The sequence below is a fragment of the Nocardioides jensenii JCM 1364 = NBRC 14755 genome (assembly GCF_001552535.1).
Classification (GTDB): Bacteria; Actinomycetota; Actinomycetes; order Propionibacteriales; family Nocardioidaceae; genus Nocardioides; species Nocardioides jensenii.
The window spans coordinates 90,976-115,985 of the sequence record NZ_BCRJ01000004.1 but is presented as its reverse complement, the minus strand read 5'-3'; the positions used below and the strand labels follow the sequence as shown (position 1 = coordinate 115,985).

The window sequence follows — 25,010 nt, the reverse complement described above, 5'->3', positions numbered from 1 at the left end:
TGTGGGGCCGAATGTCTCTGTGCCGATACGGCCGCTCCAAGGAATCTCCGAGAATTCGTTCCTACCGTTGATGGCAGGCAACGATGAGAAGGGTGGCGTGACCATGACCGTGGCACCGGAACGACACGTGACCGCGCCGACGCGCGTGGCGGAGCCTTCGGCAGGTCACGTGGGTGTGCGGCTGGCTCTCGTTGCGGGGGCCATCGCGATCGTCGTGATGTGGTGGATCGATCCCAGCCCGATGCACGGTGCCGGTGCCGCGGTGACGGCGGCCGGCCGCCTTGCGGGCCTGCTGGGCGCCTACCTGGTGCTCGTACAGTTGCTGTTGATGGCGCGCATTGCGTGGTTCGAGCACGCCGTCGGGTTCGACCGGCTCACTGCATGGCACCGCGGCCTCGGCACCAATACGGTGCTGCTGCTGGTCGCCCACGTCCTGCTGATTGTCGAGGGCTACAGCCTCACCGATCACCGCGCAGTCGTCTCGACCGGGTGGCGGGTTCTGTCGACGTACCCCTCGATGCTGAAGGCGACGGCGGGGCTGCTGCTGTTCGGCCTGGTGGCCGTGACGAGTGGCCGTGCGATGCGGCGCCGGTTGAGCTACGAGGCGTGGTACGCCGTGCATCTGACGGCGTACGCCGCAGTGTCCCTGGCGTTCATGCACCAGATCAACGCGGGGCAGGACTTCGTGGGGCACCCTGTGAACCGTGCCTTGTGGTGGGGCCTCTACCTCTTCGTGGCGATCGAAGTGCTACGAGGGCGTGTGTTCCTGCCTTTCCGCACCTGGTTTCGGCACCGCATGCTGGTCGAACGGGTCGTCGTTGAGAGCCCCGGAGTCGTGAGCGTCTGGGTTCGCGGGCGCCGGCTGCACGATCTCGGCGCCGAGGCCGGACAGTTCCTGCTGTGGCGGTTCCTCGCACCGGGTCACGTGTGGTCGGCCCACCCCTACTCCCTGTCCGCGGCTCCACAGGACGGTCGGCTACGGATCACGGTGAAGGATGCCGGCGACCACAGCGCCGCGCTGGCACATCTACGCCCGGGCACACCGGTGATTGCCGAGGGACCCTTCGGACACTTCACGTTGGGCAGGAGCGTCGGCACCCGACTCCTGCTGGTCGCCGGGGGGTCGGGCATCGGCCCCATCCGCGCGCTCGCCGAGGAACTGGTCCGGCGAGGACCCCGGCATCACCTGGACGCGGTGCTGGTCTATCGAGTCGGGCACGAGCGTGACCTGGCCCTGCGTCACGAGCTCGATCTCCTCGCGCGGGAGGCCGGCCTCCGCGTCTTCTACGTGGTCGGTCACCGTTCCGAGTTGGGGGCTGACCCCTTCTCTCCGGCGGCGATCCACCAACTCGTCCCCGACGTGCGTTCGCGCGACGTCTATGTGTGCGGCCCGGCAGGCATGACCCACGATGTCCTGCGTGCCCTGCGTGAGTTGCGGGTGCCTGTCCGCCAGCTCCACTCCGAAGATTTCGAGATGGCATGAGCACCGCGATTCCCGACCGGAGTCGGGCACGGCGCAGGCGTGTGCGTCGCGCAGCTGCGTTCGCGGGCATGCTCACAACGGTCGCGGGGGTGGTCGGGCTGCGGGCGACGGTGACACCGCGACCACACGACGCCCTCGCCTCCTCGGGGCTCGTGACCGAGGCCGGGCCCAACGTAGCGACGACGCCCTCGCCGACCCCTGCTCCAGTGGCGACCGGTGGAACCGCGCAGGGCAAGAAGGTCATCGTGGGCGAGGCGTACGACGTGAGCTACGGCGTCGTCCAGGTGAAGGTGACGATGACGGGACCCCGCATCACCGACATCTCCACGTTGTCGCTGCCTCAGGGTGGCCGCTCCGGCGACATCAGCCAGTTCGCCGAGCCGCAGCTGCGCAGCGAGGCGCTGGCCGCGCAGAGTGCCCACATCGACAGCGTGTCGGGTGCGTCGTACACGTCTGCCGGGTACGCCATGTCCTTGCAGTCGGCACTGGACAGGAGCGGCTCATGAGACAGGTCGAGCTGGTTTCCACCATGGGAACGGTGGTCTCGCTGGATGTGCGTACACCCGCCGATCCCGACTCCCTCGCGACGGCGGTCGATGCCGTCACCCATCGGCTCCACGAGATCGATGACTCGTTCAGCGCCTGGCGTCCCGAGTCGTGGGTCAGCCGGTTGATCAGCGGTGTGCTCGTGCCCGAGGACTGCCCGGCCGAAGTCCAGCGGTTGGTGCAGATCGCCACCCGGCTCGTTGCGCTGACCGACGGCTACTTCTCCCCGTTCTGGCGTCGCCCGGCCTATGGAGACCCGGGGCCGGATCCGACGGGCCTGGTCAAGGGTTGGGCGGCTCAGCAGGCCAGCGACATCCTGATCCTCCATGGTCTGCCGGACCATGTCGTGAACGCCGCCGGTGACCTCGTCGTGTCCGGAAGGTCCGCGCCGGAGAGCCCCGTTGCGCCGTGGCGGATCGGCATCAGTGACCCGCACCGTACGCGTGCCGTGGCCGGAGTCATCGAACTCGACCGGAGCTCGACGAGGTGGGCGGTGGCGACCTCCGGGACGGCGGAGCTCGGTGCCCACGTGAGCGATCCGCACACCGGTCGGTTTCCCGTCTCCGTCGCGTCCGCGACCGCGGTCGCGAGGCTCGACCTCGTCGAGGACGGGGGAGCCATCGCGGACGCCTGCGCCACGGCCCTCGCCGCGGCCGGGGAACATGCTCCGTCCCTGGTCGAGAGGTTCGTGGCGATGGACGTCGACGCGTTCCTCATCAGTGACACCGGTTTCGTGAGCGATCCGGGACATTGGCTCCGGTCTGCCTAGGTGGGCTCCAAGAATCTTCCAAGAACTCTTCGGGAGGCTGTGCCCAGACCCTTCGAGAGGAAACCTTGTGCCCCATTCAATAGCGGGACTTCCCATCCACCCGCTCCTCGTCCACGCCACCGTGGTGATCGTGCCGGCCGCCGCCCTGGCCGTCCTGCTCGCTGCCGTGTGGCGCCGATTCCGTCGATGGTCCGGGCCACTGCCACTCGCCCTGGCCGTGCTCGGGCTGATTCTCGACCCCCTGTCGACCTCGAGCGGTGAGTCCCTGGAGCACCAGGTCGGCGGAAGCACCCTGATCGAGAAGCACGCCGAACTCGCCGACGGGCTGCTGCCGTGGATGATCGCGCTCGTGGCCGGGGCGGCCGGGCTGTATGCCTGGCACTGGCGTCAGGATCGTCGTGGGCCGGGCGCCGTCCCCGCGTCGCAGCGCTGGGTGCCGGTGGCCATCTCGGTGCTGGCAGTTGTTGCCGCGCTCGGGACGACAGTGCAGGTCGTCCTGATCGGCCACAGCGGGGCGAAGGCTGCCTGGTCCCGGCCGGCGGCTCAGACGGTGGAGCAGGGTCCCGTCAACAAGTGACGGCGCCTCGCGAGCCGGCGTGCTTCTATTCTGACGGCATGGACCCAGTTGCGCAGTTGCTCGTGGTCGAGGACGACCCCCAGTTGGCCACGATGCTGACCGAGCTGCTCACTGGCGAGGGATACGCCGTGGAACTGGCCCGTGACGGTCAGCGGGGCCTGCACCTGGGGTTGACCCGCGACTTCGACCTGATGCTCCTCGATCGCGGCCTGCCCGCGATCGAGGGGCTCGACCTGCTCACCAGACTGCGGGCGCGCGGGCGCCATGTCCCCACCCTGGTGCTGTCGGCCCTCGGCCAGCCGAGCGATCGTGTGGACGGGCTCGATGCCGGTGCCGAGGACTACCTCGGCAAGCCCTTCGACGTCGACGAGTTGCTCGCCAGGCTGCGCGGTCTGTTGCGACGTCCGCAGGACCACGTCGACGTCCTGCGGGTGCCCGGGGGCGAGTTGGACATCTCCTCGCGATCGGTGGCGACACCGTCGGGCGAGGTCACCCTGTCCGAGCGCGAGGCGAAGCTGCTCTGCGCGCTGGCGCGCAGTCCTCGTCGCGTCTTCTCTCGCCAGGAACTGTTGGAGAGCGTTTTCGAGAGTGCCGAGGACGAGGGCGTCGTCGACACCTACGTGCACTATCTGCGGCGCAAGCTCCACCGTGGCGTCGTGGCGACCGTACGCGGACTCGGCTACCGGCTGGGGAACCTGTGAAGGCCGTCGGCGACGCGGCCGACTTGCGTCGTACGTCGGTCCGGCTGGGCCTCCAGGCGGGGGCCCTCGTCGTGGGGTGCCTCCTGGTTGTCGGCGCGCTGCTCTTCGTGGTCTATGAGCGAGCGGCCGATGCGGCAGCCGACCAGCTGCTGAGCGACACGACGAGCAACATAGATGCGGCCAGCGAGGCACCCCCCGGCGTGCTGGTCGTGGTGGTGGGACCGGAGGGTCGGACCATCTCCCCGGGGATGCCGAAGGGACTGCCCGACGAGGATCAGATCGCCGCCACGCAACGCGACGGCAAGACCCGCCAGGTCGACATCGAGCGCGGCGGCGACACTTACACGGTCCGGACCGTCGCGGTGGGCGACCGGGTCACACAGGCCGTCCTGGACCAGCACGAGGCGGCCGAGGAACGCGGCCGCATCCTCACGGCCCTGCTGATCGCAGGCGTGGTGGGTGTGTTGCTGGCGGCACTGGTGGCCGCCTGGTTGGCCCGGCGAACCGTTCGGCCGCTGGCCGAGACCATCGCCATGCAACGCAGGTTCGTGGCCGATGCGGGCCATGAGTTGCGTACGCCGCTCACGTTGTTGAGCACCCGCGCACAGCTGCTGTCACGTCGTCTGGACCGCGACCCCAGCGTGACGGACCACGTGCTCGCCGATGTCGAAGGAATCGTCGGGGACACCCGAACACTCAGCGAGATTCTCGACGAGCTGCTGTCTGCCGCAGACACTCGCACCCAGACCCAGTGGACGTCTGTCGACATCGGCGGCCTGGTCGCGGACGTGGCAGGATCCACAGCCGCGACCGCTGAAAAGTCGGGAGTGACCCTCACCGTGACCCCTGGAGCATCGGGTCCCGCCATCGAGGGGTCGTCCTCGGCACTGCGCCGTGCCCTTCTGGCGCTGCTCGAGAACGCTGTGGGCCACGCAAGGTCCGCAGTCGTGATCGCCGTACGGGCTTCCGCAGACCGGGTGGACATCCAGGTGACCGACGACGGTCCCGGGATTCCGAAGGATGTCGCACCACGGCTGTTCGATCGGTTCTCCAGCCACCGGGCCGAGGCACCAGTTCCGGGTGCCCCTCGCCACTACGGCCTCGGCCTTGCCCTGGTTGCCGACGTGGCGGCCAATCACCAGGGCCGGGTCGCCGTCGCGAACCGCACCGATGGCCAGTCGGGCGCAGTGTTCACCCTCACTCTGCCGCGCCGGACGAGGTGAGCCCCGGATCATCGGCCACAGCGCTCCGCGGGGCCGAAGGTCCTACGGAGCGGCGTCGTTCGCCCCTGCCTGTGCCGGGTGGTGACGGCACAGAATTGCGCCATGGAACGACGTCTGCACTGGCGCCGGTGGCTCGCTGGAGGCGTCCGCCTCGTTGAGCGCGGACGACGTACCGAACGGAGTTGCGACGTCGCTCCCGGGCTGCACCTGTTCTCGAACTGGCTGGGCGCCGGCGTGTTCGACGAGTCGGGTCATCGACTCGGGTGGTTTCGGGACCTGGTGACGGACCTGGTCGCGGGCGCCCAGCATCCGCCGGTCACGCACGTGGTCATCGGGGCCCCGGACGGTCGACGCCTCGTGGCCCCGTTCGCGAGCCTTTCTGCCCGGCCCGGCACGGGGACACTCACCTTGAGCGGGACTGCCGCGCCGGCGACCGAGTCGGTGCCCGGCCCGACCAGTCTGCTGGTGCGCCGGGATGTGCTTGATGCACCTGTCGTCCTGGCCGTGCCGCCGAGGCGTACCCGGGTGAGTGACGTCGTCATCGAGGTCGGCCCCGACGGTGCACACGTCGTCGGCGTTGACCTCAGCACCTCCGGGATGCTGCGTCGCTTCGGAGGCAGAGCATCGTCGGCCTCCGCGCAGCAGGCGGTGCCGCTGTCCGAGGTCCACCTGATCTCGGCACACGGTCATGCGGCGCAGTTGGCGACCCCACACCCGCGGGTGCTCACGCTCCCTGCCCAAGGCATGGCCGAGGTGCTGACCCGCGTCCCCGTGGCACACGCACGCGACATCATCCATGCCGCCGACCGGGACCTGCGCGAGGAGGCCGTGGGGTTGCTGCACCCGCATGTGCGGGCCCGGGTGACGGGCAGTGGCGGGCCGCCGCGGCGCACCCGTCGGCTGGGCGGCTGGCGCCTCCACAGCCCCGCGACGCACCGCCGCGACGGTGACCGGGAATGACGGAAGCCGCCCGGGCAGAAGCGGCACGGCGTCCGATCAGAAGATCCCTGCCGCTCCTCGCCGTCCTCGGACCGGGCCTGCTGGCAGGCCTCTCCGACGACGACCCGGCGGGCATCACGACGTACTCCGTGCTGGGTGCCGACCACGGTTACAGGTTGTTGTGGGTGCTGTTGCTCTCCACCGTGGCCCTGATGGTCTTCCACGACCTCGGGGCGCGACTGGGTGTCGTCACCGGCCAGGGGCTGATCGGTCTGATTCGACACCGCTACGGGGTCGGCATCGGCGCGGCTGCGCTGGTGGCGCTGGTTGCCGCGAACCTGGGTACGGCGACCGCGGAGTTCGCCGGGATCGCCGCCGGTGGGGAACTCCTGGGTGTCAGCCGCTACGTCGCCGTGCCGGTGGCTGCCGTGGCTGTGTCGTGGCTGGTGCTCGCGGGAAGCTTTCATCGCGTCGAACACGTGTTGATGGCGTTGGCCGCCGTCTTCCTCGCCTACCTGGGCGCCGGCATACTCGCCCAACCGGACTGGTCCGCCGCCTTCACTGGCCTGGTGACTCCACGGATGAGCCTCCGCCACGACGACACACTGATCGTGGCCGCGACGGTGGGCACCACGCTGGCACCTTGGGGTGTGAGCTTCATCCAGTCCTACGCAGTCGACAAGAGGCTGACCGTCAAGGACCTTCGATACGAGCGCCTGGACGTCGTGCTCGGTGCGGCGCTCACCGGCATCATCGGCTTCTTCGTCGTGGTCTCCTGTGCGGCGACCCTGCACGAGTCAGACGTCAGCATCCAGACCGCCGACGACGCCGCTGCCGCCCTTGCGCCCGTTGCGGGCAACCTCGCCGGGCTGTGTCTGGCGGTCGGGCTGATCGGGGCGGCGCTGTTGGCCTCTGCCATCCTTCCGCTGTCCACCGCTTACTCCGTCTGCGACTTCACGGGTTCCGAAGCCGCCCTGGACCGCTCCTTCTCCGAGGCGCGCCTGTTCTACCTGAGCAACATCGCCGTCACGACGGTCGCCGCCGGGATCGTGCTGATTCCTGCCCTGCCACTCGTGCCGGTCCTGGTGTGGACCCAGATGCTCAACGCGGTCCTGATTGTTCCACTCCTGGTGCTGATGGCCCGACTCTCTCGCGACCGAACAGTCCTGGGCGGCCACGTCGTGTCCCGGCCGCTCGCGGCGATGCAGATTCTCGTGGTCGTCGCGGTCACGCTCTGCGTGGTGCTGCTGGTTGTCTGACGGTGCCGATTCGTTGGCCCCACGGAGAAGGGACCTTCGGCCCGGTCGCAACTCGGACTTCCTTGCCAAGGTGGATGCGTGCAGACACCAACAACGAGTAGCGTCACGGTCATGACCACCGTCGACAAGACGACGCGAGGCACCGCCGGTTCCCCTGGGCTGATGCTGGCGATGGCCACTCTCGGCTTCGCGGTCAACTTCTGGGCATGGGCGCTCCTGAGCCCCCTCGGCCCGTTGTTCCGCGACAAGGGGACCCTGGGGGCGCTGACCGAGTCCGACGTGGCACTGCTGGTCGCAGTGCCCGTCGTCGTCGGGTCGCTGGGAAGGATCGTCGTCGGCGCGCTGACAGACCGCTTCGGCGGACGGGTCATGTTCCCGCTGGTGTCGGCAGCGACCATCGTGCCGGTCCTGTTCATCGGCTTCTTCGCGCAGACGTCGTACGCCGCCCTGCTCTTCGGTGGCTTCTTCCTCGGGATCGGCGGCACTGCGTTCGCGGTCGGTGTGCCGTTCGTCAACGCCTGGTTCCCGCCGGAGCGACGCGGCCTGGCTGTCGGCATCTTCGGCGCCGGAATGGGCGGCACCGCGATCAGTGCGCTGACCACGGTGAAGCTCTACACCAACGTCGGTGAGCGGGCACCGTTCCTGATCATGGCCGTCGTACTCGCGGTCTACGCAGCCGCGGCGTGGCTGGTGCTGCGCGATGCGCCGGGACGCACCGTCCCCACCACACCACTGGTGCAACGGCTGACCGCGACCGCACGTCTCCCGATCACCTGGCAGGCCAGCCTGCTCTACGCGGTGGCCTTCGGCGGCTACGTCGCGTTCTCGGTCTACCTGCCGTCGTACCTCAAGGTCGCCTACGAGCTGACCCCTGCCGACGCCGCGAACCGGATGGCCGGATTCGTCGTCGTCGCGGTCATCATGCGACCAGTTGGCGGCTGGCTCTCGGACCGGTTCGGCGCGATCCCGGTGCTCGCCACCGGCTACGGCATCGTGGTGGTCGGGGCTGGCATCACGGCCACGCAGCCGATCCTGGAACACGTGGGAACCTTCTCGTTCCTGGCCATGGCTGCAGCTCTCGGAGCCGGGAGCGGCGCGACCTTCGCACTGGTCGCACGAGTGACCGAGCAGTCACGGGTCGGCGGTGTGACCGGAATGGTCGGCGCGGCTGGCGGGCTGGGCGGGTTCCTGCCGCCACTGATCATGGGCTACATCTACGGCCGCACCGACTCCTACGCCATCGGCCTGTGGATGCTGTCAGTGACTGCCGCCCTGGCGCTGGCACTCACGATCACCGTGGTCGCCCGCACCGCACGAACCCACCAGTCCGCCGATGCATGACCTGACGTCTTCAGGCCAAGCGAGTATGGTCCGAGATGAACGGTCCGAAGCACACACCCGCAGAAGACCTGAGGCAATGTCGCGTGAGCCATGAAGCCAAGAGCCAGACCCAGCGCAACGGGAACGCAGTCGGAATGGACGGTGGGCTGAGCGAAGCGCTGGTGCGCACTCGCCGCTACTTCACGAGGGACAAGGTCTCCGAAGACCTGCGTTCCCTGCACAAGACCGGTGGACGCGATGCCGACGACTTCTACCGCGACCGGTGGAGCCACGACAAGGTGGTCCGCTCCACGCACGGCGTGAACTGCACGGGCTCCTGCTCGTGGAAGGTCTACGTCAAGGACGGCATCATCACCTGGGAGACCCAGCAGACCGACTACCCGTCGGTGGGCCCGGACTCCCCGGAGTACGAACCCCGCGGCTGCCCCCGTGGCGCGGCGTTCTCCTGGTACACCTACTCGCCGACCCGGGTGCGCTACCCCTACGTGCGGGGTGTCCTGCTCCAGATGTTTCGCGAGGCCAAGGCCCAGCACGACGGTGACCCGGTCAAGGCCTGGGCGCACATCGTCGAGAACCCGCTCCGGGCCAAGGCCTACAAGTCGGCCCGCGGCAAGGGCGGCCTGGTCCGTGCCACGTGGGAAGAGGCCAGCGAGATCGTCGCGGCTGCGCACGTGCACACGATCAAGAAGTACGGCCCCGACCGGGTCGCCGGGTTCTCGCCGATCCCCGCCATGTCGATGGTCTCCCACGCCTCCGGTGCCCGGTTCGTGAACCTCATCGGCGGCTCGATGCTGAGCTTCTACGACTGGTACGCCGACCTGCCGGTCGCCTCACCCCAGGTGTTCGGCGACCAGACCGACGTCCCGGAGTCGGGCGACTGGTGGAACGCCGGCTACCTGATCATGTGGGGCTCGAACCTTCCGGTCACCCGCACCCCGGACGCGCACTGGATGGTCGAGGCCCGCTACCGGGGTCAGAAGGTCGTCGCGGTCGCGCCCGACTACGCCGACAACGTGAAGTTCGCCGACGAGTGGCTGCCCGCGAGGCCGGGCACCGATGCCGCGCTGGCGATGGCGATGGGCCACGTCGTGCTCAAGGAGTTCTTCGTCGACCGCCAGACGCCGTACTTCACCGACTACGTCAAGGCCTACACCGACCTGCCCTACTTGGTGAGGCTCGACGAAGCCGCCGATGGCCAGTTCACCGCGGGCAAGTTCCTGACCGCCTCCGACCTCGCCTCGACCGATCCGGCGGAGGAGAACGCCGCCTTCAAGACCGTCCTCATCGACGCACGCACCGGCGAGCCGGTCGTGCCGAACGGCTCGCTCGGCCATCGCTACGGCGACGCCGGGGTCGGCAAGTGGAACCTCGAACTCGGCGAGACTGACCCGAAGCTCTCACTGCTCGACGGGGCCGAAGAGACCGTGCTCGTCCGGTTCCCACGCTTCGACACCCCCGACGGTGCGGCTGCCGACCTGCCCCGGGGTGTTCCGGTGCGCCGCATCGACGGTCACCTCGTCACCACGGTCTTCGACCTGCTGCTCGCGCAGTACGGCGTCGGCCGCGACGGATTGCCGGGGGAGTGGGCCAGCGACTACGACGACCCGGAGTCGCCGTACACGCCCGCGTGGCAGGAGAAGATCACCGGCGTCCCGGCTGCGACCGCGGCCCGGATCGGCCGCGAGTTCGCCGCGAATGCCGAGGAGTCCAAGGGGCGCTCGATGATCGTGATGGGGGCCGGCACCAACCATTGGTTCCACTCCGACACGATCTACCGCGCGTTCCTCACCTTGACCAACCTGACCGGCTGCCAGGGCGTCAACGGCGGAGGCTGGGCCCACTACGTCGGGCAGGAGAAGGTGCGGCCGATCACCGGCTACACCCAGATCGCCAATGCGCTCGACTGGAACCGGCCTCCGCGCAACATGATCCAGACGGCGTACTGGTACCTCCACACCAACCAGTTCCGCTATGACCAGTTCGGCGCCGACACCCTCTCAGCCACCACGGGCACCGGCCAGCTGGCTGGCAAGTCCACGGCCGACGTGATCGCGCAGAGCGCACGCATGGGGTGGATGCCGTCGTACCCCACGTTCGACCGCAACCCGCTCGACCTGAGCGACGACGCGGCCACCGCGGGGAAGCCCGTGGGCGAGTACATCGTGGAGCAGCTCAAGGCGGGCGAGCTCGACTTCGCCGGCGAAGATCCCGATGCGCCGCAGAACTACCCGCGCATTCTCTCCATCTGGCGGGCCAACCTGCTCGGCTCGTCGGGCAAGGGCAACGAGTACTTCCTCAAGCACCTGCTCGGCACCGACTCGTCGGTGCGCGCCACCGAGACACCCGAGGGCCAACGCCCCGTCGACGTGACGTGGCGCGACGAGGCACCCGAGGGCAAGCTCGACCTGTTGATGACCATCGACTTCCGGCAGACCAGCACGACGATCTTCTCAGACGTCGTGCTGCCGGCGGCCACCTGGTACGAGAAGCACGACCTCAACACCACCGACATGCACCCGTTCGTGCACTCCTTCAACCCGGCGATCGCACCACCGTGGCAGACCCGCACCGACTGGGACGCGTGGCAGACCATCGCCGAGAAGTTCAGCGAGCTGGCCACCACCCACCTCGGGGTCCGCAAGGACGTCGTCGCGGTGCCGTTGACGCACGACACCCCCGACGCGATGGCGAACCCGCACGGCGTGGTCCGCGACTGGAAGAAGGGCGAGTGCGAGCCGATCCCGGGCGTCACGATGCCCAAGCTGGTCGAGGTCGAACGTGACTACGGCGCCGTCGCCGAGAAGATGAACGCGCTCGGGCCGCTGGTCGACACCCTCGGCGCGACCACCAAGGGAGTCACCTTCGAGCTGGGCAAACAGGTCGACTACCTGCGGGCCAAGAACGGCGCCGTTCGAGGCGGCGTCGCGGACGGTCGGCCCTCGCTGAAGAAGGACGTCAACGTCTGCGAGGCGATCCTCGCGATGTCGGGCACCACCAACGGCCACCTGGCCACCCAGGGCTTCAAGACTCTCGAGAAGCGCACCGGGGTGCGACTGGCCGACCTGGCCGAGGAGCACGAGGGCAAGCAGATCACCTTCGCCGACACCCAGGGCCCGCCGGTGCCGGTGATCACTTCACCGGAGTGGTCGGGCTCCGAGACGGGTGGGCGACGGTACTCGCCGTTCACCATCAACGTGGAGCGCAAGAAGCCCTGGCACACGCTGACCGGGCGCATGCACTTCTACCTCGACCACGACTGGATGACCGAGCTCGGTGAGGGCCTGCCCGTCTACCGTCCGCCGCTCAACATGGCCGCGCTGTTCGCGGAACCCGCTCTCGGCAACGTCTCCGACGGTTCGAACGGAGAGGTCGAGGGCCTGACCGTGCGCTACCTGACCCCGCACAACAAGTGGTCGATCCACTCGGAGTACCAGGACAACCTGTTCATGCTGTCGCTCTCTCGCGGCGGGCAGAACATCTGGATGAGCGACCGGGACGCCGCGAAGGTGGGCATCAAGGACAACGACTGGATCGAGGCGGTCAACCGCAACGGTGTCGTCGTCGCCCGGGCGATCGTCTCGCACCGGATGCCCGAGGGCACGGTGTACATGTACCACGCGCAGGACCGTCTCATCGACGTACCGCTCGCGGAGACGTCGGGCAAGCGCGGCGGCATCCACAACTCGCTGACCCGGCTGCTCGTGAAGCCGTCCCACCTGATCGGGGGCTACGCGCAGTTGACGTTCGCGTTCAACTATCTCGGCCCCACCGGCAACCAACGTGACGAGGTCACCATCATCCGCAAGCGCAGCCAGGACGTGACGTACTGATGGGTCTCGATACGACGCTCGCCGGCGCTCGCGTCACTCGATCCCCGAGGGGGCACTGACATGCGTGTGATGGCGCAGATGGCGATGGTGATGAACCTCGACAAGTGCATCGGGTGTCACACCTGCTCGGTGACGTGCAAGCAGGCGTGGACGAACCGGTCGGGCACGGAATACATCTGGTTCAACAACGTCGAGACCCGACCGGGGCTCGGCTACCCGCGCACCTACGAGGACCAGGACAAGTGGAAGGGCGGTTGGGAGCTCAACAAGAGCGGCCGGATGAAGCTCAAGGGCGGTGGACGCTTCAAGAGCCTCGTGACGATCTTCTCCAACCCCAAGCTGCCCTCGATCGACGAGTACTACGAGCCGTGGACCTACGACTACGCCACGCTCACCGATGCACCGGCGCAGGAGCACACGCCCGTCGCTCGGCCGAAGTCGCTGATCAGCGGCAAGAACATGAAGATCTCGTGGTCGGCCAACTGGGACGACGACCTGGGCGGCTCCACCGAGACCGCGCACCGCGACCCGATGCTCGCGAAGATCGCCGACAAGGTGAAGTTCGAGTTCGAGCAGACCTTCATGTTCTACCTGCCGCGGATCTGCGAGCACTGCCTGAACCCGTCGTGTGCGGCGTCGTGTCCGAGCGGTGCGATCTACAAGCGCGAGGAGGACGGCATCGTCCTGGTCGACCAGGACAAGTGCCGTGGCTGGCGCAAGTGCGTCTCCGGCTGCCCCTACAAGAAGATCTACTTCAACCACCGCACCGGCAAGGCCGAGAAGTGCACGTTCTGCTTCCCGCGCATCGAGGTGGGCCTCCCCACCGTCTGCGCGGAGACCTGCGTCGGTCGACTGCGCTACATCGGCCTCATGCTGTACGACGCCGACAAGGTGCTGGAGGCCGCCTCGACCGAGGACGAGCACGGTCTCTACGAGGCCCAGCGCGATGTCTTCCTCGACCCGTTCGACCCCGAGGTGATGCGTGAGGCCGAGAAGGCCGGCATCGCCCGCGACTGGATCGACGCCGCGCAGCGTTCCCCGATCTACGCGCTGATCAACACCTTCCGGGTGGCCCTGCCGCTGCACCCGGAATACCGCACCATGCCGATGGTCTGGTACATCCCGCCGCTGTCGCCGGTGGTCGACGTGGTCCAGGAGACTGGGGAGGACGCCGAGGACAAGGGCAACCTGTTCGCCGCGATCGACGCACTGCGGATCCCGGTGGAGTACCTCGCCGAGCTGTTCACGGCAGGCGACGTCGCACCGGTGGACGCCGTGCTCAAGAAGCTGGCCGCGATGCGCTGCTACATGCGCGACATCAACATGGGCCGTGAGTCGGACCCCTCCATCCCGGCCGCGGTCGGGATGAGCGAGGAGGAGATGTACGACATGTACCGGCTCCTCGCGATCGCCAAGTACGACGAGCGCTACGTCATCCCCTCCGCGCACACCGAGCAGGCGCACTCGCTGGAGGAGCTCGGCACGGAGTGCGCTGTGAGTGAGTACGGCGGCGGGCAGCACGACCTGTTCGGCGAGGGCTCCGGAACACCGACGCCGATCGCGGTGGAGAACTTCGAGATGCTGCAGAACCGGCAGACCGCCGACACGCTGGCCGGGCCGGAGAACAAGGGTGCCCGGGTGAACCTGCTCAACTGGGACGGCAAGGGATCCCCACCCGGGCTGTTCCCGCCGAAGGGACCGGACTCGTGAGCCGCCGGTCCAGGCGGGACTCCTCGCTGTCACCCGGGCAGCTGACGGTGGTCTGGCAGTCGACGTCGTTGCTGCTGGGCTACCCCGACGAGGCTCTCCTGGAGCAGCTCGACCTGATCCACGCCGCCTCGCTCGAGCTGCCGGACGCCACCGGCGAGCCCATCCGCAGGTTCGTGGCTCACCTCCGCTCGACTCCGCTGGAGCTGGCGCAGGAGGACTACGTGGAGACCTTCGACAACCGTCGCCGGTGCAACCTGTTCCTCACCTACTTCGCCCACGGCGACACGCGCAAGCGGGGGATGGCCCTGCTGCGCTTCAAGCAGACCTACCTCGGCTCGGGGTTCGTGCTCGACGAGTCCGAGCTGCCGGACCACCTGGCCGTGGTTCTCGAGTACGCCGCCACCTGCGACCAGGACCTCGGTCGGGGACTGATGCTGGACCACCGGGCGGGGCTCGAGCTGCTGCGCATCTCGCTGCGCGACATGCGCAAGCCCTGGGCCGATCTACTTGATGCGATCACCGCCACGCTGCCGCCGTTGCGGGGCGACGAGCAGGACGCCGTACGCCGGCTCGCCGCGGAGGGCCCGCCCGAGGAAGAGGTCGGCCTCGCTCCCTTCGCCACCCCGGCGTTCAGCCCGGGCGCACCCGAGGAGTCACCCACCCTGCTGCCCATGCCGTCCTTCCCCGGAGCTCGCCGATGAGCACGTTCCTGTGGGTCGTGGTGCCCTACATCTGCCTGACCGTCTTCGTCGTCGGCCATGCCTGGCGCTACCGCTACGACAAGTTCGGCTGGACGACGCGCTCCTCCCAGCTCTACGAGCGAACCTTGCTGCGAATCGGCAGCCCGCTGTTCCACTTCGGCATGCTCGGGGTCGTCGGTGGCCACGTGATCGGTCTGCTCGTGCCGCGATCGTGGACGGCGGCAGTCGGCATCGACGACCACGTCTACCACGTCGTGGCGGTCGGGGGTGGGCTGGTGGCGGGCATCATGGCGACGGTCGGCATGGTCATCCTGATCTATCGGCGACGCACGGTCGGTCCGGTCTTCTCGGCCACGACCCCGATGGACAAGGTCATGTATCTGTTCCTCGGTGTGGCGATCCTCCTCGGGATGTGGAACACGATCGCCGGGTCGATCTTCACGCTCGGCGGGGAGTACAACTACCGAGAGGGAGTCTCCGTCTGGTACCGCTCGTTCCTCGCGTTCCAGCCCGATGCCGGGCTCATGGCGGATGCGCCCCTCGGGTTCCAGCTGCACGCGCTGGTCGCCTTCGGACTCTTCGCGCTGTGGCCCTTCACCCGCCTGGTGCACGTCTTCAGTGCACCGGTGGGCTACCTGACGCGTCCCTACATCGTCTACCGCAGCCGTGACGAACAGGAGTTGGGCAGCCACACCCCGCGCCGCGGCTGGGACCGGATCAACAAGTAGTGCACCGACATGTGTGAGCACTGCGGATGTCGAGGCATCGAGCCGATCGCGAGCCTGATGGACGAGCACTACGCGATGCTTGACCTCTCGGGGGACATCAGGCGGTGCCTGGCGGCCCGGGAGATGGTGCGAGCTGGCGCCCTGCTTGCGGAGCTCGGTCGTCAGCTCGTCCCGCACGCGAGTCGCGAGGAACGCGGAGTCTTCGCCGCCCTCAAGCACGAGGGTGAGTTCGTCGAGGAGGTCCTCGAGCTCGAGGCAGATCATGCCGCATTCGACGACGTGTTGGCCGACCTCGACCCTGCAGCCCCGGACTTCCGAGATCGCGTCGAAGTCCTGCTCCAGGACCTCTCGCTGCACATCGACCGGGAGAACCTGGGCATCTTCCCCGTTGCGGTCGTCACCCTCGGTGGCGCAGGGTGGGACCTGGTCACGCGTGCCCACGGAGGGGGACTGGATGACGTGGGGTGACCGGCCCCAGGTACCCGCCGGCCCCACGGACCTCGCCCGGCTCTCCGAGCTCGACCGGGCCGCGAGCGATGCTTGGTGCTACCTGCAGGACGACCCGTTCCTGCGCGAACCGCTGCGCCCCGAGCACATGCCACCGTGAGCGGACACGTCCGGGAGTTCCAGCATTGCGCGGCTGGCCTGGATTCCGCCCGATGTCCGTGGTCTGATGGACACAAGGTGTCAATCCGCTGACCCAGCCCCTGCGTGGGGGCAGGTTTGAGTTGGCCGGAACCAAACAGCGATTGCTCGTTGGGAGACGGCTGTGGACGATCCAGAGGTACCGTTCGAGGAACTCGACCAGGCCGTTGGTCCTGAGGAGCGTCAGCGCGAGCGCGATGCCGACGAGCGCGACGTGCTCGCAGACAAGAGGGAGTCTCGCCTTGCTCGACGTGAGGCCCGCACTGATGTGCGCGAGGCCGTGATTGAGCAACGAAGGGAAGCAGTGCAGGGCATCCTTGCTGACGCCCAGGAACGAGACGATCAGGCTGATGATCGAGACGCGATGGCGAACAGTCGTGACCTTGCCGCCAGCCTTCGAGCGTTCTTGAAGGACGACAACTACGAAGCAACCGTGAGCGCACGTCGCGCGGCGGCGCTCGACCGCTTGGACTCGAAAGGTGATCGGAGCTCAGCTGCCGACGACAGATCCAAGCTCACCGAGGACGAGTAGTCGGACAAGGGTCATTCGGCCCCCGAGGTCGGGCAATCGGCCGCTGTCAGGGCCGTGTGGACTGGCAGAGTCTGGTTGCATGACCACCGCTGCTCAACTTCCCGCAGGCACGATCGTCGTCGGAATCGACGGCTCCACGCACAGCGAGCGGGCGCTCAACTGGGCCATCGCCCAGGCACAGCTCGAAAAGCGGCCGTTGACGCTGCTCCACGGCGCCAACGTCCGGGGGTGGGACGGACTCAGCCCCTACGGAGTGGACCGCCACCTCGTGGTCAATGCGGTCACGAGCGAGGCCCAGACGTTGCTGACACACGTGCATCACATCGTGACCGCCAGAGCGCCTGACCTCGATGTCGTGGAGGCGCTCGTCATCGGTGACCCGCGCCAGGTCCTGAACGAGGCGTCGAAGCGGGCCTCGATGCTCGTGCTCGGATCACACGGACGCGGTCCGATGACGAGTCTGCAGCTCGGGTCAGTCAGCCTTGCGGTCTCCCGGAATGCGGGATGCCCGGTCGTGATCCTGCGACCTCAGAAGCCGGACACGGAGGGAAACGGCATCGTGGTGGGCATCGGTGGACACGAGCGCAACCTCGCTCCGCTGGAGTTCGCGTATCTTCAGGCGTCCCTCAGGTCGCTGCCGCTGACGGTGATGCACGGCTTCTGGGACCCGCACGGGCCCATGGGTTTCAGCTTGATCGGACCTGATGAACCAGGCAACGAGAACGAGTACCGGTTGGTGGCCGAGACGATCGCCGGGATGTCGGAGAAGTTCCCGGATGTCGAGGTCAGCGTGCAGTTGCGCCGCGGTCTGGTTGAGGACTGCCTCATTCGGGCAGCCAAGGGCATGGGCATGGTCGTGGTGGGTGCCCACCCGGACGGCGTACCGCTCGACGTTCTGACGGGCAGCCCGACACGTGCGCTCGTCGAGTTCGCCGACTGCATGGTTGCGGTCGTGCCCTCGCGGACGTCCTGAGCGGCGCGAGGGACTGCTTCAAACCGGGCCGTCTGACCTACACATACGATGCGGCCTTCTGCCGCTGAAGTCCGGCTCGGATCGACGTGATGCTGGATGCATGCTCACTAGGACGTCTTCTGCCTGGCAGCCACGACGAGTCCGGCCGCCCATCCTGGCGCGCGGCCGTGGCCGGGAGGCGCAACGGAGTCAACACCGTGGCCGCTGCGGGCGAGAAGCCAGGACGTGAGGGAGTTGGAGTTCCACATGTCACCCGTTGCCTGCTCGTCCCTGCCCCAGGTGCGGGCAGGGAAGTCCGGCACGAGGTCCAGCAAACGCCGGGCGTGCTGCTCGTCGCTGCTGAGTCGCTGAGCGCCTCCGACGGCATCCGTCAGATCCGGGATGACGCCGTCACGCCAGCGGTGGACCTCGTAGCGGAAGAGAGGCGAGCGGCCGAGGACCTGGAGTCCCACGGGACCGACGGCGACCACGCCGCGGTTCCCCGGAGGCAGCCCCCACCGTGGAGTCATTTCGATCACGTATCGAGTTCCGACGACAAGGACCTCGAGGGCAGAGTGATAGAGCGCGCGGCTCTGGCGATGATGGTGCCGTGCCGAGACCGTCTCGTACAGGCGCCCACTCCGGCGCACGAGGCCAGAGGATTCGCCAGCGCCGAGTGGGAGCCAGAGCAGATCGACGTAGGACGGCGCCAACGGGTCACGCACCGTCAGAGCTTGGCGGGAAGCTCAGCGGGCACTGGCGCGTATTCGAAGACCAGACGAGCACTGACCGTGCCGGAGAGGACCTCGGCGATGGCGTCGTTGACATCGTCGATGGCGCGCGTTTCCGTGACCACACGGGTGCGCCCTGCGGCATGGAGAGCGAAGACCTCGGTGAGATCCTGACGCGTGCCCACGATCGACCCGATGATCGAGATCCCCTTGAGCACCGTCTCGAAGATGGGGATGTCCATCGAGGCAGCATCACCCGGGAGCGCCACGCAGATGAGTCGCCCACCACGGCGCAGGGACGCGAACGCCTGCTCGAAGACGTGGGGTGACGCTGCCAGCACCACGGCCACGTCGAGGCTGCCGAGTGCAGTGAGTGCAGCCACCGGGTCAGTCCGGCTGGCGTTGACGACGTGCTCGGCTCCGAGCTCCTGGGCGAGCTCGAGCTTGTCATCCGAGATGTCGATGGCGACGACCGAGCCGCCCATGATGGCGGCGTATTGGACTGCCAGGTGTCCAAGCCCCCCGATGCCGAAGACACCCACGCGCTCGGTGGGGACGATCTGGGCGACCCTCAGAGCCTTGTACGTCGTCACCCCGGCACAGCTGAGGGGAGAGGCATCGACGGAGGTGATGCCGTCGGGCACTGGCACGACGTACGTGGCGTCGGCCACGGCGTACTCGGCGAACGCGCCGTCGATGGAGTAGCCGCTGTTCTCCTGCTTCTCGCACAGGGGCTCGCGGCCGTCGATGCAGTAGCGACAGGCACCGCACGCGGATCCGAGCCAGGCAATGGCGACGCGCTCGCCGACCCGTCGGCTGGTGACGCCTTCGCCGAGCCGTTCGACGATACCGACGCCCTCGTGGCCCGGCACGAAGGGGAGCACCGGCCGAATGGGCCAGTCGCCTCTGGCAGCGTGGATGTCGGTGTGGCACAGTCCGCAGGTCTCCAGGCGCACCAAGACCTGACCCGTCGCAGGGACAGGGATCTCCCGCTCGACAATCTCAAGTGATTCGGAGAATGCGGTGACGACGGCTGCCTTCATGGCGAGCCCCTCTCTTCATGGGCGGTTCGTGGCGTCCGGCTCGAGTGAGTCAGCATCGGCCACGTGCGCCTCTGGCCCACCCTCGTCGCACGTGGACGGCTGTCGACAGGGCCGGTGGTCCCACGAACTGTGTTGCGGACGGGACCTTGGACCCGGGTGGGCGACGCGCGCCTCCCGATAGCGTCGACGTCATGAGCGAGCACTGTGGAGGCCGAGGGGGGGCGAGCCGATCGCGAACTTGATGGACGCGCTCGCTTCCCTGTTGCGGTCGTCACCCTCGGCGGCGCAGGGTGGGACCTGGTGACGCACGCTCACGGAGGAGGACTGGATGACGTTGGGTGACCCGACACCGGTTGGAGCCGGCGCAACGGACCTTGCTCGGCTCTCCGAGCTCGACCTGGCCGCGATCGACGCCTGGTGGCGCGCCAACAACTACCTGACCATCGGCCAGATCTACCTGCAGGGCAATCCGCTCCTGCGCGAGCCGCTGCGCCCCGAGCACATCAAGCCCCGTCTCCTGGGTCACTGGGGCACGAGCCCCGGGCTGTCGCTGCTCTACGCGCACGCCTCCCGCCTGATCCGGCTCACCGGCCAGCAGATGATCTACCTGGCCGGGCCCGGTCACGGTGGTCCGGCCCTGGTGGCCGCGGGCTACCTCGAAGGCACCTACAGCGAGGTGTACCCCCAGGTCAGCCGCGACGCTGAGGGGCTGCGTCGGCTGTTCCGCCAGTTCAGCGCGCCGGGCGGCATCCCGAGCCACGTCTCCGTGACCACCCCGGGGTCCATCCACGAGGGCGGCGAGCTCGGCTACGTGCTGATGCACGCGTTCGGCGCCGTGATGGACAACCCTGATCTCATCGCCCTGGCCGTCGTGGGTGACGGCGAGGCAGAGACCGGGCCCCTCGAGGGGTCGTGGAAGGGCATCTCCTTCCTCAATCCCGCGCGCGACGGGGCAGTGCTGCCTGTCCTCCACCTCAACGGTGCGAAGATCTCCGGCCCCACCGTGCTGGCTCGCAAGCACCCCGCCGAGGTGCGCAGCCTGTTCGAGGGTCACGGGTACGACGTGATCGAGGTGTCCGGAGACGATCTCCCGGGCATGCACCATCGCGTGGCCGAGGCGCTGGCCACGGCGTACTCACGAATCAGGCAGATCCAGCAGGAGGCCTCCGGCGGTGACTGGAACGGCCGGCGGCCGAGGTGGCCGATGATCGTGCTGCGCAGCCCCAAGGGCTGGACCGGGCCGGACACCGTCGACGGTGTCCAGGTCGCCGGCACCTGGCGTGCGCACCAGGTGCCCCTGTCGGGAGTGCGTGACAACCCGGAGCACCTGGCGATGCTCGAGACGTGGCTGCGCTCCTACCGGCCCGAGGAACTGTTCGATGCGGCCGGTGGGCCGACCGCGGGCGTCCTCGCCGCCAACCCGGAGGGCGCGATGCGGATGAGTGCGCATCCGGCCGCCAACGCCGGCAGTGGCTCGGGCGACCTGGCGATCCCTGACTTCCGTGACTTCGCCCTGGAGGTGGCGACACCGGCGACCAGTCGCGCGGAGTCGACGCGAGCGCTCGGCGCGATGCTCGCAGAGATCTATCGACGCAACCCCCGCGACTTCAGGCTGTTCTGTCCCGACGAGACCAACTCGAACAGGCTCGGCGCCGTCTTCGAGGTCTCCGACCGTGCCTGGGCCGAGTCCGTGCAGCCCGGGGACGTGTCGCTCTCGCGTGACGGGCGGGTCATGGAGGTGCTCAGCGAGCACAACTGCCACGGCTGGCTGGAGGGCTACACCCTCACCGGCCGGCACGGCATGTTCGCGAGCTATGAGGCCTTCGCCATGGTGAGCGCGTCGCAGACGATTCAGCACAGCAAGTGGCTGGAGGAGGCCGCATCCCTGGAGTGGCGCACCCCGCCGCCCAGTCTGAACATCCTGTTGACCTCGACTGCCTGGCGCAATGACCACAACGGCTTCTCCCACCAGGGTCCCGGCCTGATCCAGAACGTCATCACCCAGCGCGGCTCGGTGTCACGGGTCTACTTCCCGCCGGATGCGAACTGCCTGCTGTCCGTGGCCGATCACGCCCTGAGGTCGCGGGCCTACGTGAACCTGATCGTGATCGACAAGCAGCCGCAGCTGCAGTGGCTCTCGATCGATGATGCCGTGGAGCACTGCGCCCGGGGCGGCGGGATCTGGGAGTGGGCGGGCTCGGACGACGGCAGCACCGACCCCGACGTGGTGCTCGCCTGCGCCGGCGACGTGGTGACGATGGAGACGGTCGCCGCAGCTGCGCTGCTGCGTGAGCACCTGCCGCAGCTGAAGGTGCGCGTGGTCAACGTGGTCGACCTGATGGCCCTGTCCCGCAAGGAGGACCATCCGCACGGTATGGGCGACACGTTGTTTCGGGAGCTGTTCACCGACCGGGTCGACGTGGTCTTCGCCTTCCACGGGTACCCCGGCGCGATCCACCAGCTCGTGCACGGGCGACCCGAGGCAGACCGCTTCCATGTGCGCGGTTTCATCGAGGAGGGCACCACGACCACGCCGTTCGACATGGTGGTGCGCAACCGGGCATCGCGCTATCACCTGGTGATGGACGCGATCAACAACGCGCGGCGTACGCCGCGGGGTGCGACCGAGCTCAAGCGTTGGTGTGAGGAGCAGCTGGTCATCCACGAGGCCTACGTGGTCGAACACCTCGAGGACATGCCGGCCGTTCGGGACTGGTCGATGGGGGAGCGCCCCGCAACGCGTTGAACGACGGGGCTCGGCAGCGAAGGTCCCGGGGGATCGGGTCTTTGGTCTCTGCGCGCTGGTGCGAGCGTGGAGAAGGCTGGAGGGGACCGATCAGAGGGAGTGGACATGAACGAGACCCCGAACCGCATCGTCGCCGCTGTGGCGGGCGACGACTCGACGGCGTTGCTGCAGTTCGCGGCCCAAGAGGCCGTGAGCACCCACAGCGAACTGCACCTGGTGCACGTGATGCGGATGCCGCCCGACCTGCCGGCCTCCTTCGACGAGGCTCGAGGGGCTGCCCGGGCGTTCGGCGAGCTGATCCTCGATCGAGCCAAGAGCGCTGTTCTCGAGCTGGTGGGCGAAGGTGCCGCGGTCACCCAGGAACTGGTGGAGGACAGCCGCGGTGTCGTCCACGACATCATCGCGCGCTCCGACGGAGCCCGGCTGGTCGTCCTCCAGCACCGCCACCTCACCGGCCTGCACCGCTTCACCAGCATGTCGACGACACAAGGAGTCGCCTCGAGAGCAGATGCGCCCGTGGTCTCGGTCCCAGAGTCGTGGAGGTCGACGCAGGAGCAGCACCACCGGACCACCGTGGCCGTGAACGATCCAGCCGGCGCGGAGCGTGTTCTGCGCACTGCCTTCGCACTCGCAGACCGCCGTCAGGACGAGCTGCGAGTCGTGCACGCGTGGTGGTTGTCGAACGGGTACGACGACGTTGTCGTGGGGGATGACGCGCGCGCGGACTGGGACAGGCGCCTGCGTGCCGAATTCGCCCCACATCTGGAGGAGCTCCAGGCACGTCACCCCGATGTACGAGTCGAGTTGCAGGTGCGGCACGCGTCTGTGGGTCGCGCCCTGCTCGACGCGTCCCGGGAGAGCGATCTCGTGGTCATGGGACGGCGCCACCCCTACCTTCCCATCGGTTCGCACCTCGGGCCCCTGGTGCGCACCGTGCTCCGAGCGAGTGAGGTACCAGTGGTCCTGGTCGAGAACGCGAAGCACACCCGCACGGCGATGCCGCGCAGCGTCGACCTGGTGCCTCCCTTCTACTGATGCTCAGGAACGGAGTGCGACATGAGTTGTCCGCTGACGCCCGGGCACGGCTGGCCGCCTCGCTCGATGCCCTGGCCACGTGGTGAAGGTGGTCGCGCGGTTCTTGTGACCGGCGGCGGTCGCCTCGGGGAGGGGGCAAGACGAAAGTGCCCGCTGCGGGTTGACCTTGGGCCCTAGGGAGGGGCGCCCGGTCGAGAGAAGACTGTCGGGTGAGCGGACGCATCAGCGATCGCGCGGACCTGATGAAGGAGTGAGGTGGCGGACATGCGGTACTGGAACGACGGACACATGGACAATGGTTGGGGCATCGTCATGATGCTCGCCATGCTGGGTATCTGGGCACTTGTCGCGGTGACAGCCGTCTGGGTCGTCCGCTCCTCGGGGACGTCAGCGACGGCGCCGGGTGGCCATGCCGCGTCGCCGCCCCACAGCGTCACGACGAGTGCGGAGAAGATCCTCGCGGAGCGATTGGCCCGGGGAGAAATCGACGTCGACGAGTACCGGGGCCGTCTCGAGACCCTGAGGTCACAGGTCACGTGACGATCGCCGGGTGAACCCCGGCAGCTGCGGACGCGTCCCGTGGATGGCGGTGCTGGTGCACCAAAGTCCCGGGCTCACGGGACCTCTGTCTCTGCCCGGAGAGTGGTCCGAACGGAAGGCTCGGGACCGAGCCTCGGCGCCGTGGCCGGGTGCAACCGTTCGACCGAGATGGGGAACCATGACAGACCTGCTTGCTGCAACAGCCCGCCGCGCGGAGCCCGCTCGACAGGTGGCCGCACGCACCGTGGATCTGCGCAAGGTCTACGGAACGGGCGACGCCGCGCTCGCGGCGCTGGACGGCGTCTCCCTGGAGTTCGTCACGGGTGAGTTCACAGCAGTCATGGGGCCTTCGGGCTCGGGCAAGTCGACGCTGCTGCACTGCATGGCGGCGCTGGACACTGCCAGCTCGGGACGTGTGTACGTCGGCGACACGGAACTGTCCGGTCTCAACGATCGGAAGCTCACGCGACTGCGGCGCGACAAACTCGGCTTCGTCTTTCAGTCCTACAACCTGATTCCCACCCTCTCCGCACGGGAGAACATCGTGCTGCCCCTGGCGATTGCGGGCAGGCGGCCCGACCCCGCCTGGTTCGACGAAGTCGTCGACGCCGTAGGGATGCGGGATCGACTCGAGCATCGCCCACACGAGCTTTCCGGGGGTCAGCAGCAGCGGGCAGCCGCCGCACGCGCACTGGTCTCCAAGCCGGCCATTGTGTTCGCCGACGAACCCACGGGCAATCTCGACTCTCGCGCCGGTGCGGAGCTCCTGTCGTTCCTCCGACGCAGCGTGGACGAGCACGGGCAGACCATCGTGATGGTCACACACGATCCGGTTGCCGCCGCCTACACCGACCGGGTGATCTTCCTGGCGGACGGGAAGGTGGTCGGCGACCTGCGGGAGCCGACGGCGGACGCCGTGCTGGAGCGGATGAAGCACCTCAGCTCGGCGGCGTCCGGCGCCACCGGGATCGGCAGCTGA

General features: G+C 68.1%; 23 protein-coding genes. 21 read left to right on the top strand and 2 right to left on the bottom strand.

The window, feature by feature from the left end; translation table 11 throughout:
* The first annotated feature begins 103 nt into the window (after positions 1 to 103).
* The 17 genes from NJ4_RS02570 (at position 104) to NJ4_RS02495 (ending at position 17,957) form a co-directional block, all read left to right on the top strand.
* Positions 104 to 1,483 carry a ferredoxin reductase family protein gene (locus NJ4_RS02570; RefSeq protein WP_082748125.1) on the top strand — a complete coding sequence of 460 codons (1,380 nt, stop codon included), beginning with the start codon at positions 104 to 106 and terminating at the stop codon, positions 1,481 to 1,483.
* A gap of 68 nt (positions 1,484 to 1,551) precedes the next feature.
* A complete protein-coding gene (locus NJ4_RS02565) occupies positions 1,552 to 1,989 on the top strand; it encodes an FMN-binding protein (protein WP_169799202.1) in 438 nt (145 codons plus the stop codon).
* On the top strand, positions 1,986 to 2,798 hold the full coding sequence (locus NJ4_RS02560; RefSeq protein ID WP_067429697.1) for an FAD:protein FMN transferase: 813 nt from the start codon (positions 1,986 to 1,988) through the stop codon (positions 2,796 to 2,798). Before NJ4_RS02565 ends, NJ4_RS02560 begins: the two co-directional genes overlap by 4 nt.
* A gap of 67 nt (positions 2,799 to 2,865) precedes the next feature.
* The gene (locus tag NJ4_RS02555) at positions 2,866 to 3,375 is read left to right on the top strand and encodes a DUF2231 domain-containing protein (protein WP_157550616.1); all 510 of its coding nucleotides are present in this window, start codon (positions 2,866 to 2,868) and stop codon (positions 3,373 to 3,375) included.
* Positions 3,376 to 3,413: 38 nt separating this feature from the next.
* Positions 3,414 to 4,076, top strand: a complete 663-nt coding sequence (locus tag NJ4_RS02550; protein WP_174524572.1) for a response regulator transcription factor — start codon at positions 3,414 to 3,416, stop codon at positions 4,074 to 4,076.
* Positions 4,073 to 5,299 carry a sensor histidine kinase gene (locus tag NJ4_RS02545; protein WP_067429688.1) on the top strand — a complete coding sequence of 409 codons (1,227 nt, stop codon included), beginning with the start codon at positions 4,073 to 4,075 and terminating at the stop codon, positions 5,297 to 5,299. Before NJ4_RS02550 ends, NJ4_RS02545 begins: the two co-directional genes overlap by 4 nt.
* A gap of 102 nt (positions 5,300 to 5,401) precedes the next feature.
* Positions 5,402 to 6,259, top strand: coding sequence for a hypothetical protein (locus tag NJ4_RS02540; RefSeq protein ID WP_067429686.1), 858 nt, complete (start codon positions 5,402 to 5,404; stop codon positions 6,257 to 6,259).
* Positions 6,256 to 7,497 (top strand): NRAMP family divalent metal transporter, encoded by a 1,242-nt coding sequence (locus NJ4_RS02535; protein ID WP_067429684.1) that lies wholly within the window; start codon positions 6,256 to 6,258, stop codon positions 7,495 to 7,497. Before NJ4_RS02540 ends, NJ4_RS02535 begins: the two co-directional genes overlap by 4 nt.
* 111 nt (positions 7,498 to 7,608) lie before the next feature.
* Positions 7,609 to 8,838, top strand: a complete 1,230-nt coding sequence (locus tag NJ4_RS02530) for an MFS transporter (protein WP_067429682.1) — start codon at positions 7,609 to 7,611, stop codon at positions 8,836 to 8,838.
* Between the two features lie 134 nt (positions 8,839 to 8,972).
* Positions 8,973 to 12,668, top strand: coding sequence for a nitrate reductase subunit alpha (locus tag NJ4_RS02525; protein ID WP_067429679.1), 3,696 nt, complete (start codon positions 8,973 to 8,975; stop codon positions 12,666 to 12,668).
* Between the two features lie 60 nt (positions 12,669 to 12,728).
* Positions 12,729 to 14,378, top strand: a complete 1,650-nt coding sequence (narH, locus tag NJ4_RS02520; RefSeq protein ID WP_067429676.1) for a nitrate reductase subunit beta — start codon at positions 12,729 to 12,731, stop codon at positions 14,376 to 14,378.
* Positions 14,375 to 15,079 carry a nitrate reductase molybdenum cofactor assembly chaperone gene (gene narJ / locus NJ4_RS02515; protein WP_067429673.1) on the top strand — a complete coding sequence of 235 codons (705 nt, stop codon included), beginning with the start codon at positions 14,375 to 14,377 and terminating at the stop codon, positions 15,077 to 15,079. The genes narH and narJ overlap by 4 nt, the downstream gene beginning before the upstream one ends.
* On the top strand, positions 15,076 to 15,807 hold the full coding sequence (gene narI / locus NJ4_RS02510) for a respiratory nitrate reductase subunit gamma (RefSeq protein WP_067429669.1): 732 nt from the start codon (positions 15,076 to 15,078) through the stop codon (positions 15,805 to 15,807). The genes narJ and narI overlap by 4 nt, the downstream gene beginning before the upstream one ends.
* Before the next feature lie 9 nt (positions 15,808 to 15,816).
* The gene (locus NJ4_RS02505) at positions 15,817 to 16,275 is read left to right on the top strand and encodes a hemerythrin domain-containing protein (protein ID WP_067429664.1); all 459 of its coding nucleotides are present in this window, start codon (positions 15,817 to 15,819) and stop codon (positions 16,273 to 16,275) included.
* Positions 16,262 to 16,414: a hypothetical protein gene (locus tag NJ4_RS25485; protein WP_157550614.1), complete on the top strand. Its 153-nt coding sequence runs from the start codon at positions 16,262 to 16,264 to the stop codon at positions 16,412 to 16,414. The genes NJ4_RS02505 and NJ4_RS25485 overlap by 14 nt, the downstream gene beginning before the upstream one ends.
* A gap of 162 nt (positions 16,415 to 16,576) precedes the next feature.
* Positions 16,577 to 16,984: a hypothetical protein gene (locus NJ4_RS02500; protein WP_067429662.1), complete on the top strand. Its 408-nt coding sequence runs from the start codon at positions 16,577 to 16,579 to the stop codon at positions 16,982 to 16,984.
* A gap of 79 nt (positions 16,985 to 17,063) precedes the next feature.
* Positions 17,064 to 17,957: a universal stress protein gene (locus tag NJ4_RS02495; protein ID WP_067429658.1), complete on the top strand. Its 894-nt coding sequence runs from the start codon at positions 17,064 to 17,066 to the stop codon at positions 17,955 to 17,957.
* A 107-nt stretch (positions 17,958 to 18,064) separates the two neighbouring features.
* Here NJ4_RS02495 and NJ4_RS02490 read toward each other — a convergent pair whose 3' ends face one another.
* Together NJ4_RS02490 and adhP are read right to left on the bottom strand one after the other, a co-directional pair.
* Positions 18,065 to 18,466, bottom strand: a complete 402-nt coding sequence (locus NJ4_RS02490) for a hypothetical protein (protein WP_245644416.1) — start codon at positions 18,464 to 18,466, stop codon at positions 18,065 to 18,067.
* A 197-nt stretch (positions 18,467 to 18,663) separates the two neighbouring features.
* The gene (gene adhP / locus NJ4_RS02485) at positions 18,664 to 19,710 is read right to left on the bottom strand and encodes an alcohol dehydrogenase AdhP (protein WP_067429655.1); all 1,047 of its coding nucleotides are present in this window, start codon (positions 19,708 to 19,710) and stop codon (positions 18,664 to 18,666) included.
* A 328-nt stretch (positions 19,711 to 20,038) separates the two neighbouring features.
* Between adhP and NJ4_RS02480 the strand changes: the two genes are divergently transcribed.
* The 4 genes from NJ4_RS02480 to NJ4_RS02465 all read left to right on the top strand — a co-directional run bounded on the left by NJ4_RS02480 (position 20,039) and on the right by NJ4_RS02465 (position 25,010).
* A complete protein-coding gene (locus tag NJ4_RS02480; protein WP_067429652.1) occupies positions 20,039 to 22,456 on the top strand; it encodes a phosphoketolase family protein in 2,418 nt (805 codons plus the stop codon).
* A 105-nt stretch (positions 22,457 to 22,561) separates the two neighbouring features.
* On the top strand, positions 22,562 to 23,491 hold the full coding sequence (locus tag NJ4_RS02475; RefSeq protein ID WP_067429649.1) for a universal stress protein: 930 nt from the start codon (positions 22,562 to 22,564) through the stop codon (positions 23,489 to 23,491).
* Positions 23,492 to 23,755: 264 nt separating this feature from the next.
* Complete coding sequence (locus tag NJ4_RS02470) at positions 23,756 to 24,031, top strand: SHOCT domain-containing protein (protein ID WP_082748124.1); 276 nt, start codon at positions 23,756 to 23,758, stop codon at positions 24,029 to 24,031.
* Positions 24,032 to 24,209: 178 nt separating this feature from the next.
* Positions 24,210 to 25,010, top strand: a complete 801-nt coding sequence (locus NJ4_RS02465) for an ABC transporter ATP-binding protein (RefSeq protein ID WP_067429642.1) — start codon at positions 24,210 to 24,212, stop codon at positions 25,008 to 25,010.

What these genes read in the sequence shown, in the direction of transcription:
- NJ4_RS02570 (WP_082748125.1), top strand. Translation starts at nt 104, where the DNA reads ATGACCGTGGCACCGGAACGACACGTGACCGCGCCGACGCGCGTGGCG.
- NJ4_RS02565 (WP_169799202.1), top strand. Translation starts at nt 1,552, where the DNA reads ATGCTCACAACGGTCGCGGGGGTGGTCGGGCTGCGGGCGACGGTGACA.
- NJ4_RS02560 (WP_067429697.1), top strand. Translation starts at nt 1,986, where the DNA reads ATGAGACAGGTCGAGCTGGTTTCCACCATGGGAACGGTGGTCTCGCTG.
- NJ4_RS02550 (WP_174524572.1), top strand. Translation starts at nt 3,414, where the DNA reads ATGGACCCAGTTGCGCAGTTGCTCGTGGTCGAGGACGACCCCCAGTTG.
- NJ4_RS02540 (WP_067429686.1), top strand. Translation starts at nt 5,402, where the DNA reads ATGGAACGACGTCTGCACTGGCGCCGGTGGCTCGCTGGAGGCGTCCGC.
- NJ4_RS02535 (WP_067429684.1), top strand. Translation starts at nt 6,256, where the DNA reads ATGACGGAAGCCGCCCGGGCAGAAGCGGCACGGCGTCCGATCAGAAGA.
- NJ4_RS02530 (WP_067429682.1), top strand. Translation starts at nt 7,609, where the DNA reads ATGACCACCGTCGACAAGACGACGCGAGGCACCGCCGGTTCCCCTGGG.
- NJ4_RS02525 (WP_067429679.1), top strand. Translation starts at nt 8,973, where the DNA reads ATGGACGGTGGGCTGAGCGAAGCGCTGGTGCGCACTCGCCGCTACTTC.
- narH (WP_067429676.1), top strand. Translation starts at nt 12,729, where the DNA reads ATGCGTGTGATGGCGCAGATGGCGATGGTGATGAACCTCGACAAGTGC.
- narI (WP_067429669.1), top strand. Translation starts at nt 15,076, where the DNA reads ATGAGCACGTTCCTGTGGGTCGTGGTGCCCTACATCTGCCTGACCGTC.
- NJ4_RS02505 (WP_067429664.1), top strand. Translation starts at nt 15,817, where the DNA reads ATGTGTGAGCACTGCGGATGTCGAGGCATCGAGCCGATCGCGAGCCTG.
- NJ4_RS25485 (WP_157550614.1), top strand. Translation starts at nt 16,262, where the DNA reads ATGACGTGGGGTGACCGGCCCCAGGTACCCGCCGGCCCCACGGACCTC.
- NJ4_RS02495 (WP_067429658.1), top strand. Translation starts at nt 17,064, where the DNA reads ATGACCACCGCTGCTCAACTTCCCGCAGGCACGATCGTCGTCGGAATC.
- NJ4_RS02490 (WP_245644416.1), bottom strand. Translation starts at nt 18,466, where the DNA reads ATGACTCCACGGTGGGGGCTGCCTCCGGGGAACCGCGGCGTGGTCGCC.
- adhP (WP_067429655.1), bottom strand. Translation starts at nt 19,710, where the DNA reads ATGAAGGCAGCCGTCGTCACCGCATTCTCCGAATCACTTGAGATTGTC.
- NJ4_RS02480 (WP_067429652.1), top strand. Translation starts at nt 20,039, where the DNA reads ATGACGTTGGGTGACCCGACACCGGTTGGAGCCGGCGCAACGGACCTT.
- NJ4_RS02475 (WP_067429649.1), top strand. Translation starts at nt 22,562, where the DNA reads ATGAACGAGACCCCGAACCGCATCGTCGCCGCTGTGGCGGGCGACGAC.
- NJ4_RS02470 (WP_082748124.1), top strand. Translation starts at nt 23,756, where the DNA reads ATGCGGTACTGGAACGACGGACACATGGACAATGGTTGGGGCATCGTC.
- NJ4_RS02465 (WP_067429642.1), top strand. Translation starts at nt 24,210, where the DNA reads ATGACAGACCTGCTTGCTGCAACAGCCCGCCGCGCGGAGCCCGCTCGA.